Annotated in this window: 9 protein-coding genes; 2 read left to right on the top strand and 7 right to left on the bottom strand. The window is 44.8% G+C overall.

Translation table 11 applies throughout. The annotated features are described in order from the left end of the window. Nucleotides 1-242: 242 nt before the first annotated feature. The 3 genes from QLG00_RS00005 to tyrS form a co-directional block, all read right to left on the bottom strand. Nucleotides 243-2,177, bottom strand: coding sequence for a 5'-nucleotidase C-terminal domain-containing protein (locus tag QLG00_RS00005; protein WP_282470309.1), 1,935 nt, complete (start codon nucleotides 2,175-2,177; stop codon nucleotides 243-245). A gap of 230 nt (nucleotides 2,178-2,407) precedes the next feature. Next, the gene (locus QLG00_RS00010; protein WP_004933535.1) at nucleotides 2,408-2,662 is read right to left on the bottom strand and encodes a hypothetical protein; all 255 of its coding nucleotides are present in this window, start codon (nucleotides 2,660-2,662) and stop codon (nucleotides 2,408-2,410) included. Nucleotides 2,663-3,171: 509 nt separating this feature from the next. Beyond that, nucleotides 3,172-4,404, bottom strand: a complete 1,233-nt coding sequence (gene tyrS / locus QLG00_RS00015) for a tyrosine--tRNA ligase (protein WP_025095821.1) — start codon at nucleotides 4,402-4,404, stop codon at nucleotides 3,172-3,174. A 61-nt stretch (nucleotides 4,405-4,465) separates the two neighbouring features. On the opposite strand from tyrS, the gene QLG00_RS00020 reads away from it, so the two are divergent. After that, entirely contained in the window at nucleotides 4,466-5,596 is a 1,131-nt protein-coding gene (locus QLG00_RS00020) for an anhydro-N-acetylmuramic acid kinase (RefSeq protein WP_282470310.1), read from the top strand. Between the two features lie 60 nt (nucleotides 5,597-5,656). Here the strand turns inward: QLG00_RS00020 and erpA are convergent, their stop codons facing one another. From erpA to QLG00_RS00035, 3 genes are all read right to left on the bottom strand, one after another. Beyond that, nucleotides 5,657-5,992: an iron-sulfur cluster insertion protein ErpA gene (gene erpA, locus QLG00_RS00025; protein ID WP_004933526.1), complete on the bottom strand. Its 336-nt coding sequence runs from the start codon at nucleotides 5,990-5,992 to the stop codon at nucleotides 5,657-5,659. Between the two features lie 130 nt (nucleotides 5,993-6,122). Further along, nucleotides 6,123-7,130, bottom strand: coding sequence for a putative solute-binding protein (locus QLG00_RS00030; protein ID WP_119025914.1), 1,008 nt, complete (start codon nucleotides 7,128-7,130; stop codon nucleotides 6,123-6,125). Between the two features lie 245 nt (nucleotides 7,131-7,375). Continuing rightward, nucleotides 7,376-8,386 carry a putative solute-binding protein gene (locus QLG00_RS00035; RefSeq protein ID WP_004933520.1) on the bottom strand — a complete coding sequence of 337 codons (1,011 nt, stop codon included), beginning with the start codon at nucleotides 8,384-8,386 and terminating at the stop codon, nucleotides 7,376-7,378. 378 nt (nucleotides 8,387-8,764) lie between these two features. On the opposite strand from QLG00_RS00035, the gene QLG00_RS00040 reads away from it, so the two are divergent. After that, on the top strand, nucleotides 8,765-10,699 hold the full coding sequence (locus QLG00_RS00040) for an ATP-binding cassette domain-containing protein (protein WP_282470311.1): 1,935 nt from the start codon (nucleotides 8,765-8,767) through the stop codon (nucleotides 10,697-10,699). A gap of 55 nt (nucleotides 10,700-10,754) precedes the next feature. On the opposite strand, the gene gyrB is transcribed toward QLG00_RS00040, so the two are convergent. Further along, complete coding sequence (gene gyrB, locus QLG00_RS00045) at nucleotides 10,755-13,223, bottom strand: DNA topoisomerase (ATP-hydrolyzing) subunit B (RefSeq protein ID WP_282470312.1); 2,469 nt, start codon at nucleotides 13,221-13,223, stop codon at nucleotides 10,755-10,757. Nucleotides 13,224-13,267 lie beyond the last annotated feature (44 nt).

Consider the following 13,267-nt stretch of genomic DNA (forward strand, 5'->3'; position numbering starts at 1 on the left):
ACCACTCAAGCCAAGTTACTGTTTTTCAACAAGTTTCTATCTGCATCACCGCCGATGGATGTGCATTCTACACCATCCCCATTCCTTTACAACCCCTTTTTTAAATTATTTGCCATGATCGTTTGTTTTTAAAACAAAATTGGCTTTTTTGAACAAACAGCAGGCGATTTTAATCATCTGCTGCTGTTTATGTGTGCATGAACACATACTGAATATGTGGATCGAAGCGATAAATATTGGATTTAAAGCGGACGATCTATAAATTGCTGTGTACTGTATTGCGCTGTCGCCAATTTATTTAGGGTTGGGCGTACATCATGGTTGCGTTGTAAATACTGTAAAAATGCATCGGCATATTCAAGCCCCACATCAATTCGATGTTCGCCTTTAATCGTAGCCAGTGTGTGGTAATAATCTGAACCATTGGCGAGAAAGTCTAAAGTAACTACACGATAGCGCTGCTCCATGTGTAATGGCGTATAGTGCCCTGACGGCGTTTGTAATTCTAGATTACCAATACGTTCGCCTTTGTTCTGATTCATATCGACTGTCCAGCGTAGGCCAGCACTATATGGATAGCTTCCTGTGTTGTTAAGGCGAATAACTGCATCTAGTGCATCTTCTAGTGCCGCCTTGATTTCACTTCCGCGCATATTGAGCTGTACTAAAGTGCTGTTATAGGGCAGAACCTGATAGACCCTTGCCACGCTTATTTCGCCTCGATCAAGATCGGTTCGTACTCCGCCACCATTTAATAAAGACAGGTCTGCAGCAAAATAGCTTTTACCTTGCTGTAAAAATGCTTCTGCAACCAGTTGTTGAATATCCCCCCCATATTGGTTCACGTGCGCATCTTGGTTACAGACATCTCCAAGTCCTGAGCGGTTGATATCACGCTGTGTTCCCGGCACACGGCGCAGGCAAAAAATCTCATCGGCATAAGCCACCAAGCTTTGGCTAAATTGAGTTTTCCTTTCGCGATAGGGCTTTAAAATAGACAGCGCCATCGCATCGGGCTGTATCACACGAAAGGCTGGAGCACGCTGCATTAACGTCTCACCGAGTTGCGTTTGTTGCTGTGTCGTCAGTGGAGCAAGACCACGCTGTTTGGGCTGAAAATCATTGCCGATCAGTATATGCGGCGTACCTTGGCAGGATTTAACCCGCCCCTGCGCATCAAAGTTGACGTTCAGTTCCCCAACCACATAGCTATATTGCCACGCCTGTACGATACAAACCGGATCACCATCACCATTGCGAAGCTGCGTTGGATAGGAGGCCTCTGGTGTAATGCCATAGCGACTCAGTTCACTTGGCCCCAATAGGGTATGCGAATCTCCTCCTACGATCACATCGACGCCGCGTAACTGTGTCGCCAGCACTTTATCCATTTCAAAGCCAACATGGCTTTGTAAAACAATCTTATTAATACCCGTTTGCCGTAAATGGTCTATTTCCTGCTGTGCGCTGCTGAGCTCATCTAGAAATAACGTGTCGGCATTGGGCTGCGATGCATTCTTGGTTTTTTGTGCAATGGTGAGTCCAACAAGGCCAATTTTTTGCCCCTGTGTTTCAATTACAGTCGATTTCTGTACACGACTGCTTTGGTACAACACCGAAGAAGGACCAAACTGAACATTTGCAGACAAAACGGCTGTTGGCTTAGCACATTGACCCCGATCCAACGCATCGATAAACGTTTTCAGGCCTTCATCTTTACCATCAAACTCATGATTGCCAATGGTGAAAGCATCAAAACAAACGGTATTCATCAAGTCCGCATCGGCTTGACCCTTACTCAGGGTGTAATATAGATCCCCTGTGGTGGCATCACCTGCGTGCAGTTTCAGTTGTGGTTCAGTTTTTGTTTCGAGCTGTTTGATCAATGCCGCGACACGTGCAAACCCGCCACGACTCACGGTATAGGTTGTACTTTGTCCTTGATCGTTGTCGATGCTGAGTTCCATCTGTTCTTCATCTAAATGTGAATGATGGTCATTGATATGCAAAATTTTAAGTGTGCTAGGTGCTGTGGGTGTGGTTGATGTTGTCGCATCAGATGAATGCTGATCACGGCAGCCGACCACTCCTAAACACATGGTGAAGGCAAGCGAAATAGAAAGCGAAGATTTTGCAGTATAGGAAATCGACTGCACATATGAAGATAAGTTGGGCATAGTTTTAACTTTTATCGATAATCAATGTGTTATGAAGACTTGATCCTGTAATGAATCAGGATTCTGTTTTTATTATGCAATTCTAAAACCATTTTTTAATAATGTTTTTAATTTAACTTCACAATAATAATGATTATTTGAATTTAATAATTTACTTAAAGCTATGTTGTTGAAAAGGCCCAGATCATTCTGATCTGAGCCACTATTTAATGGGTGATCTGGATATAGAGTTAGAATGGACAGCGTACGTCGACTACTTCTCGAATCATCTGCTGTTTACCTTTGTAACTTTCTTCTAAGAAAAACAGTTTCGCGCGCTGTGGTAAGCGTGCAAGTACCATACTAAATAATTGATAATTTTCTGCTATATCAAGCTTATCTAAATAATAATGCGCGAGATGATAGTCTTGCTGTTCGATTGAGTCTGGAGAGGTATTGAATAGGAATGTGATAAGCCAGTTGAGATGTTGTTGATCAAAGCCCATGCTGGTCGCTCCTCTTGGTTTTTAATTATCAAAGTCATGTCAAAGTTAAAATGAAGATGTATAGATTAAAATGTCGATGGCTCAATCGATGCGATATATTTATTTGCGGTGTTTGGCCTCCTGTGAGCTAATCAATCTAAATCAAAAGCGTGTAATTTTAAAAAATATCGAATAAACGTCGTGGGGTGAATTGCTAAAATGGATTGGTACGTGATTTTATCTTGTGGGTGTTATTCACTTATTAACTTAATTTTGCCGATCTGTGTAGCTTTAATCACCATTCAACTACAACCGTTTTAAAATAATTACAATCGCTCAAACACGGTCAGTTTTACAGGCTTAGTTTTAATATGCCTTTGCGTCACTGTTTCCACTTTTATAGCATAAATTGATCTGTTTAGAAGTGCCTTGAAGGGTTATTTTTAGCTTTTAAATCCATAGCGTGGCACCGTAAAATCAACAAAAAAAAGCAGATCCTAAGATCTGCTTTTGTATATGCTTAAATTAAATTAGTCGATAAAGGTGACTTGAGCGATGGCCTTTTTACCTGCCTGAATCAGATAGGTTTTATTTTCTTTGACCGAGAAATTTGCATCAACCACTTGCCAATCGACTTTAACGGCTCCACGTGAAACAGCGTCTTTTGCCTGTGCAGCATTTTTGGTGAGCCCAGCTAAACGCACAATCGAAGCGATAAAGATTTCTCCACCGAATTCGCCACGTGAAATCGTGACTTCAGGCGTACCTTCAGGAATTTCACCTTCTGTGATGATATTGCCTGCACCTTTGTGGGCATTGGCAGCAGCATCTGCATCATGGAAGCGCTCCACCAGCTCGAGTGCCAAGATTTTTTTCAAATCTTGCGGGTTACGGCCATTGGCCATTTCATCGAGTAAACCCTGAATCTCTTCAAGTGATTTAAAGCTGAGTAGTTCAAAATAGCGCTCGATTAAGGTATCTGGCATGGAAAGGACTTTTTGATACATCGCACCTGGTGCATCAAATACCCCAATATAGTTACCCAGAGATTTAGACATTTTGTTGACACCGTCCAAACCTTCTAGAATCGGCACCGTAATACACACTTGCGATTCTTGACCGTAGCGTCCTTGCAGAGTACGCCCCATCAGTAAGTTAAAGGTTTGATCGGTACCCCCCAACTCGACATCGGCCTCAAGCGCAATAGAGTCATAACCTTGTACCAAAGGATACAAAAATTCATGAATGGCAATCGGTTGATGATTGTTGTAACGCTTGGTGAAATCGTCACGTTCAAGCATGCGTGAAACAGTTTGCTGGCTGGCCAGCTGAATCAGATCTGCCGCAGTACGCTGGTTAAACCACTCCGAGTTAAAGCGAACCTTAGTTTTGTTTGGATCAAGAATTTTAAAGACCTGTTCTTGATAAGTTTTGGCATTCGCCTCGACCTGCTCACGAGTAAGTGGCGGACGTGTCGCACTTTTTCCGGTTGGATCGCCAATCATGGCAGTATAATCGCCAATCAGGAACGTGACCTCGTGGCCCAGATCTTGAAATGCTTTTAATTTGTTGATTAGAACCGTGTGACCCAAATGCAAATCTGGTGCAGTTGGATCGAACCCTGCTTTGATTCGCAGTGGGCGATTTTCTTTGAGTTTCTTGAGCAGATCCTCTTCAGAAATAATTTCATGAGTGCCTCGTTGAATGAGGGCAAGCTGTTCTTCAGCAGGCAAGAAATTTGACATCACAAAACCTAAACACATCAGTTATTCAATTTGTGCGATATACTAACACTTTTTCAGCATATTGCAGGCGAAGTTGCTCATGACAGCGATCTATATTGGGGTAATGACCGGCACCAGCATGGACGGTGTCGATTTTGTTGCTGCTTCATTTGATCCCCTTTATCTACATGCGACCCTGACACTGCCTTTTGATCCAGAGTTACGTGATGAACTGATGGCACTCACACTGCCCGACGACAACGAAATAGATCGTATGGGTAAAGCCGATGTAGCACTGGCGACCATGATTGGACATGGTATCAATACGCTGATTGAAAAAAATCATTTAGATCGGAGTCAAATCAAGGCGATTGGCTCACACGGGCAAACCATTCGGCATCGGCCTGAACATGGCTTTACCCTACAGATTGGTGATCCGAATATTATTACTGAGATCACCCAGATTCCCGTGATTTCAGATTTTCGCCGGCGTGATATGGCAGCCGGAGGCCAAGGGGCGCCTTTAGTTCCAGCTTTTCATCAGGCAGTGTTTCAGCATCCTACCATTCATCGGGTGATTTTAAATTTAGGTGGCATTGCCAACGTCAGCTTATTGCCAGCAGGAAATCCGAATGGGGTATATGGTTTCGATACTGGCCCAGCCAATATTTTGATGGATGCCTGGTGCGAGCGCTATACCGGACATCCATTTGACGAAAATGGCAATTGGGCCGCTTACGGTCAACCTATTCGCGGTTTGCTCGAACGTTTACAAGCCCATGCCTTTTTCTCAAAAGAGCCACCTAAAAGTACAGGCCGGGAAGACTTCAATCTGGACTGGCTTGACGATCAACTGGCCGATTGGCGTAATGACGAACTTGAATATCAGGAGCTTGAAGACACACCAGAAAATGTTCAGGCTACCTTACTTAAGCTCACCACCCGAGCCATCAAAAAAGCCATTTATCGTTCAGATTTAGATACGGGTGAAGTCTATGTATGTGGTGGTGGAGCATACAACTCGCATCTTTTAGAACAGTTGCGCTGGCGTTTGCGCAAGCACCACTGGTCGGTACAAAGCACCAGTGTACTTGGACTCTCGCCAACGTGGGTCGAGGCCACTGCATTTGCATGGCTGGCCATGCGCTTTATGCATCAGCAAGCGGGGAACTTACCCTCAGTGACGGGTGCAGAGGACTTTCGTGTACTGGGAAGTATCACCCAGCGTTAAACCCGATCACATAAAAAAATCCCCGTATTGGGGATTTTTTTATGCTGAATCTGAATCGGTTTAAATTGAAAACGATGATCCGCAACCACATGTGGTGGTCGCATTCGGATTTTGTACAATAAAGCGTGACCCTTCTAGTCCTTCAATATAGTCGACCACCGAGCCAACCAAGTACTGATAACTTAGCGAGTCGACCAGCATTTTGACATCGCCATTTACAAATTCGGCATCGTCTTCATTTGGGCTGTCGGCAAAATTAAAGCCATACGAGAAGCCCGAACATCCTCCACCGGTAACGTAAACGCGCAACATGAGATCCTGATTGCCTTCGCTGTCGCGGAGTTGGCGCACTTTATTTGCAGCATTATCAGTGATAACAAGAGCTTGAGCATTCATGACAGGTGTTCCTCAGACTAGATTCAGACATCATCTTTTAAGCATTTGACAGTATAACATATTCAATATGGGGACTGTCTTTGAAGTTTAAACTATATTCTTGCTGTGATGCTATCCTGATCATGCGGGCTTAAGAGCTATAGTTTTCGTCTTGCAAACCACATTCAAAGTTGGCGCGATCTTCTTTACAACGAAATTGCCATAACAGCTTCATCATGCGTTTATCGTAAATGCCGCGTTTGGTAAGATTTATACGCGCCTCTCGCATCATTTTTTGATAACCCGGTTTGTCGGCAGCAGGCACGTCCATCCAGTATTTTTGTGGAATATCGGCTTTCATCTTGCCCAAAATACCAAATGCACGCGGTAACTGCCCTTTTACCCATTCTCGAGATTTTTGGCCAAAGCCATCAGGAAACTTATCTTTACGAATAATAATGTTTCCGGTTACTTGCAAGATCGGGTAATTCACAATTGCGCCCGTGCTGCCAAGCCCCTTGTGTAGCTCAAGTGGTTTAAAGGCCGCCGCCGGGGCGCCAATAATATCCACTTGATGATTATTGAATTTGGCACCAAAGTTGGTGACATCTGCACTCACGGCCTGCGCACCAATTTGCTGCACCATAATTTTTTGAGCTTCGTCATAATCGAGCACTGCAATTTTTTTGCCTGCAGCTTTGGCAACGGTATTGATACTACGGTCATTGACCAGCAAGTACGCATCGCCAACAGGAATCACCCCTGCGACTTCATATTGACCATTCACCATATATTTGGCGAAGGTCGGGCTGGCGAGTCCCTGCATGATTTTAACTGCCAGCTTCAGATCTGTGATTGCCCCAATGGCATCAAGCGAGCCAGTAAACCCGTTAAATTGGCGCCCACGCATGCCGGTAATACTGACTGCATCACACTTGCCGGCCTTAAAATCATCTGCAATCACGGCTTCATTCTGCGCGACTCGAAGTTCAATATCGGCACCCCAGCTTTTAGCTGCCAGTTGGTAATCTTTCATTAGGTTGTATACATCGCCATTTTTTCCGACCAAGTCGAACACACAGACGGTTTGTTTGGCATTTGCTGCACTGACACCAGTCATAACGAGGGCTGCACAGAAGGTTTTGGAGATCCAGTTCATCATCATGTCCTTTGATGGTGTTATTGATTGCTCAAGGCGATTCGGTTTTATAGTCATGTCTTAAGTGGTTGTAGTTATCTGCTCGACACGGTGCAGGCAGGTATGGCACAAATTCAAATATGCGCACGGCACTGGGTCATGATTAAGCTTAGCGTTTCTGTTGTGTGAAACAATGGCTGAAATGACAGCAAAAAATACATAAAAAAAAGCCCGGAAATTTCCGGACTTTCTTTTTTAAATCAAGCTTATTCGCCAGGCATTGCACATTCGAAATTGGCTTTATCAACCGAACAACGTGCTTTTTTCAATACCGACATCATTTCGGCATCGTAAATACCACGTTTGGTGAGATCCATACGGCCATCACGTAAAAGTTTCTGATATTTCAGCTTGTCATCGGCGTTTAGATTCATTTTGTATTTGGCTGGAATTTCAGCTTCTAAACGATTGATCATGGCAAAGCTCTTCGGCAAGCGTTTAACAAACCAGTCACGTGATTTTTGTCCAAAGCCTTGCGGGAATTGATCTGGGCGAATCACCAAATCGGCAGTCACCTGAAGAACCGGGAAGTTCCACATCACCCCGTTTGCACCCAAACCTTTTTGTAGCTCTAATGGCTTATACGCATAGGCTGGGGCACCAATAATATCGACCTGACCATTATTAAATTTAGCCGCGAAGTTTGAAATATCGGAAATTACCGCCTGTGCTCCTACACGCTGCACCATAATTTTTTGTGCATCGTCATAACCGAGTACCGCGAATTTTTTACCCGCTGCTTTTTCAATCGAGTTAATGTTTTTATCACGGACAAAAATGAAAGCCGAACCTAATGGTGAAATACCAGCCACTTCATATTTTTTACCACCCAGATTGGTGGTCATTTTGGCGGCATTACGACCATCGAGTACATAGCTGATCGCACGCTGGGCGATCTGGTTATTCGGAACACCGCCTAGTGAATCGATTGAACCAGCAAACTTATTGTACGGACGCGCACGCATGGCGGTCATGGCCACGGCATCACATTTGCCGGCTTTGAAATCGTTGTCTGCAACGGCTTCATCCTGACGTGGCACCAAATTGATATCGGCGCCCCAGCCTTTGGCAGCCAAAGCCCATTCTTCCATCATTTTGTATGATTCACCCGATTTACCCAGTAAATCGAAGACACAGACATCGACCTTCGCAGCTTGTGCTGTTGCAGATAGGCCACAAATTGACGCAGCGGTGAGCGCGAGTGCAATTTTCTTCATCTTATGATTCCTTTAATTGACTTTTTTTAGTTCAGGGTATCCTTTCACCCCAAATATTAATGTTGTTGTCTGAAAAAAAATAGAGCTTTTACTCCATTTTTTTGTGGCAATATGAATAGTTTTACGAATTAATCGTGTTTTATCGCACATTTTTTATTCATATTGTTTCATTGTCATATTATTCATTTTCTTTAATTATTTGTTTTTTAATGGATAAATAAATTATTTGATCATTTCGATTCTTTTTTCCTATGGACTGCCGAGTCACCTTTTGACTTTAAACGATCTCGCGTATTGTTGTCGAGATGAAATTTTTGTCTTCATCTGCGGATGTCTTTAGAATAGCGCTACTGTTTTCTGCATAGCGTCACTTTCTCCATGATTCAACTTGATCAATTTTCAGTTCGCCGTGGCGGACGCGTCTTATTTCAAAAAGCTTCAATGCAATTGCATCCGGGCTGGAAAATTGGTCTCACAGGGGTCAACGGGGCTGGAAAATCCACCCTGTTTGCTGCGTTGTTAGGCGGCATAGAATCGGACAGTGGCAGTTTAACCCGCCCGAATGTCTGGACTGTGGCGCACATGGCACAGGAAATTCAAGCACTGAACATGAAAGCGATCGATTTCGTGTTGTCGGGTGATGAAGAATACTGGACCATTCAGCACCAACTCGAGCATCCAGATCAACTGAGTAACGACGAGCTGGCACACCTATACAGTCGTTTTGATGAAATTAACGGTTATGCAGCCGCGGCCAAGGCATCCCAGCTTATGGCCGGTTTAGGATTTTTCGACTATCAATCACAATACGATGTTGCAAGCTTTTCAGGCGGTTGGCGAATGCGCTTGAATCTGGCACGTACACTGATGAGTCGCTCAGATTTACTCCTGCTCGATGAACCAACCAACCACTTAGACTTAGACGCGATTTTGTGGCTGGAAGACTGGCTCAAGGCATATGAAGGCACCTTGGTGTTGATTTCGCATGACCGTGATTTCCTCGATGCAATTACCGATCATATCCTGCATATCGAAAATCAACAGCTCACGCTATACACCGGTAATTACTCCACCTTTGAAACCACACGTGCAGAACGTCTCGCGCAACAACAACAAGCTTTTGAAAAGCAGCAAGAAACTCGCGCACATCTACAAAAATATATCGATCGTTTTAAAGCACAGGCCACCAAAGCTCGTCAGGCACAAAGCCGTATTAAGCAGTTAGAGCGAATGCAAGAACTGGCACCTGCCCATGTAGATACGCCGTTTACCTTTAGCTTTCGAGAGCCATCGAAAATGAGCTCACCACTGCTGGCACTTGAACACGCCGATATTGGTTATAGCGATAAATTGATTGTGACCAATGTCAATTTACAAATTACCCCGACCAGCCGGATTGGTCTACTGGGTATGAATGGCGCCGGAAAATCGACACTGATCAAATCGCTGGTGGGTGATTTGGCACTACTGCGAGGCACACGTTATGCCTCAGAGCTACTCAATATCGGTTATTTTGCCCAGCATCAAATGGATGCCCTAGACGGTGCAGCCAGCCCAATGTTGCAATTGTCTCGTATTGCGGATAAAAAAATCAGTGAAGCCACACTGCGCGCATTTCTAGGCAGTTTTGGGTTTAGTGGTGAACGTATGGATACGCCGAGTGAGAGTTTTTCAGGCGGTGAGCGTGCGCGTCTGGCATTGGCATTGATTGTATGGCAGCGCCCTAATGTGTTGATTTTGGACGAACCTACCAACCATTTGGATCTGGATATGCGTCATGCACTGACCATGGCATTACAGGACTTTGAAGGTGCCGTGGTGCTGGTGTCGCACGAGCGTCAATTGATTGCCAGTGTATGTGATGAATTGATTTTGGTTCATGCAGGCAATAGTCGTGATTTTGATGGGGATTTACATGATTATGCCGACTGGCTTCGTCAGGCCCGTAATGATCTGATGAAACAGGGCCAACAGCCGGCAGCGCCAGTTCAATCCAAAGTTGAGGCACAACCGGTCATTTCAAAACTGGACAAAGAAGCACAGCGTAAAGAAGCTGCAAAACGTCGTGAACAGACGCGTCCGATTCGAAAAAATATTGAGAAGCTTGAAAGCCAGATCGGTCGCTTGCAGCCGCGTTTGGCTGAAATTGAAATCGCACTGGGCGATAGCTCAATTTACGATGCAGCACGTAAAGATGAGTTACTCAAACTCATGAACGAACAAACCGAGCTTAAACAACAGCTCGAACAGGCGGAAGAACAAATGCTCGGGCTCATGATGGAGCTGGAAGAACTGGAAAGTTCCTTTGATTAAGCCAAGCACACTGAAATAAAAAAAGGCGCCTTAAGGCGCCTTTTTTTATTGAGCATTAAGCATCGATATCGGCATTTAATGCATTTTCTTCGATAAACGCACGACGCGGTTCTACGTCATCACCCATCAAACAGCTAAACATACGATCTGCTTCAATGGCATCATCGATGGTCACTTGCAGCATATGACGGTTTTCTGGGTCCATAGTGGTTTCCCATAACTGCTCGGCATTCATCTCGCCCAATCCTTTGTAGCGTTGAATCATCATGCCACGACGCGAGTCTTGCAAAATTTGCTGCCACACCTGATGGAAATTACTCACAGGAATGCGTCGCTCACCTTTTTGCAAATAAGCACCCTCTTCGATCAACTTGAACCAGCTTTTCGAATTTTTTAGCAAACGTGCATATTCGGCTGAATTGAGCAGACCGGCATCGAGCAGGTAATGATGCGGTAAATTGTGGACATAGACCGTGATACGTGGCCAGCAATGAATCGATTTTTCGCCTGTTGGAGATTCACGTTCAAAGCTTTCCAGACTCACTTCAGGACGCAAGCTTGGCTGTAATTTTGCAATCACTTGACCGAGCTGCTCAGCCCATTGCTCGACATACGGACGATCATGGCTTTGATCGGCTTTAAATGGCTCTACTTCAAGTAAACCATCGAGTAAGGTCGCAGGATAACGCTGGGTTAAACGTTGCAAGCTCTTTTGCGATACCTTGTAATCGTCAATCACGCTCGCCAAAGCTTGACCCGTAATGGCTGGTGCATCGGCGCTGATGTGTAAGGCCAAGTCATCGATGGCATTTGAAATCAAGAAGGTTTCGAGTGCATCGTTGTCTTTGAGATACTGTTCTTGCTTGCCTTTTTTGAGCTTATATAAAGGTGGCTGCGCAATATAGATATGACCACGCTCGACCAACTCCGGCATTTGACGGAAGAAGAATGTAAGCAGCAAGGTACGAATATGCGAGCCATCGACGTCGGCATCGGTCATGATGATGACTTTGTGATAACGCAACTTATCTGGGTTATATTCTTCGCGGCCAATACCACAGCCCAAGGCCGTAATTAAAGTGCCCACTTCCTGACTTGAAATCATCTTGTCGAAGCGCGCACGTTCCACGTTCAAAATTTTACCTTTGAGCGGCAAAATGGCCTGCATCTTGCGGTTACGACCCTGTTTGGCACTGCCACCTGCCGAGTCACCCTCGACCAGATACAGCTCAGACAATGCAGGATCTTTTTCTTGGCAGTCGGCTAATTTACCCGGCAAACCTGCAATATCCAACGCACTTTTACGACGCGTCATCTCACGCGCTTTACGCGCCGCATCACGCGCACGCGCCGCATCGATAATTTTTCCAGCAATTGATTTCGCCGCTTGCGGATTTTCCAGCAAATAGGCCGAGAATTCCTTGTTCATGGCTTGCTCAACCGCAGGCTTCACTTCACTTGAAACCAATTTTTCTTTGGTTTGTGATGAAAACTTAGGATCTGGCACTTTAACCGAAATGATGGCAGTCAAACCTTCACGTGCATCGTCACCAGTCACACTGACTTTTTCTTTCTTGAGAATATTCTCGCTCTCAAGATAGCTGTTTAATCCACGTGTCAGTGCGGCACGGAAACCCGCCAAATGTGTTCCGCCATCTTTTTGCGGAATATTGTTGGTAAAACAGCGAACATTTTCCTGATAGCTGTCGTTCCACTGAAGCGCAACTTCAACCCCAATACCGTTATCGGCATCGGCAGTAAAATGAAAGATATCGTTGAGATGAGTTTTGCCTTCGTTGATGTATTTTACAAACTCTGATAAACCGCCTTCATAAGCATAAATATGCTCAAAGTTCACACGCTCATCACGCAAGACAATTTTTACACCGGCATTTAAGAATGACAACTCTCTTAAACGACGCGCTAAAATGTCGACACTAAAAATAGTTTGGCTGAACGTTTCCGCACTTGGCCAAAAACGCACTGTTGTTCCTGTGGTGGTGGTTTCACCGACCATTTTAAGCGGATATTTCGGATCGCCGTGCTGATATTCCTGCTCATGAATCTGACCGGCGCGATGAATCGTTAGCTGCAATTTGCTAGATAACGCATTCACCACCGACACGCCTACACCGTGTAAGCCACCAGACACTTTATAACTGTTGTCGTCAAACTTACCGCCGGCATGCAAAATGGTCAGGATGACTTCTGCGGCAGAAACCCCTTCTTCTGGGTGAATATCGGTTGGAATTCCACGGCCGTTATCCGAGACACTGACCGATTCATCTTCATGAATGGTGACAATAATTTCGTCACAATGTCCAGCCAACGCTTCATCAATCGCATTATCGACGACTTCAAACACCATGTGGTGCAAGCCAGTCCCATCGTCAGTATCACCAATATACATGCCCGGACGTTTACGAACAGCATCCAGCCCACGTAATACCTTGATACTAGAGGAATCATACGCCTTTTCAATTGTTTGTTCTGTTGGAGAGGCAGATTGCGATTCTGAACTCATGGTTTCTCCCTAGCAAAAATTAGGTCTATCCAAAGATGGGTAAA

It is taken from the genome of Acinetobacter sp. V89_7, from assembly GCF_029967895.1.
GTDB classification, from domain to species: Bacteria; Pseudomonadota; Gammaproteobacteria; order Pseudomonadales; family Moraxellaceae; genus Acinetobacter; species Acinetobacter soli.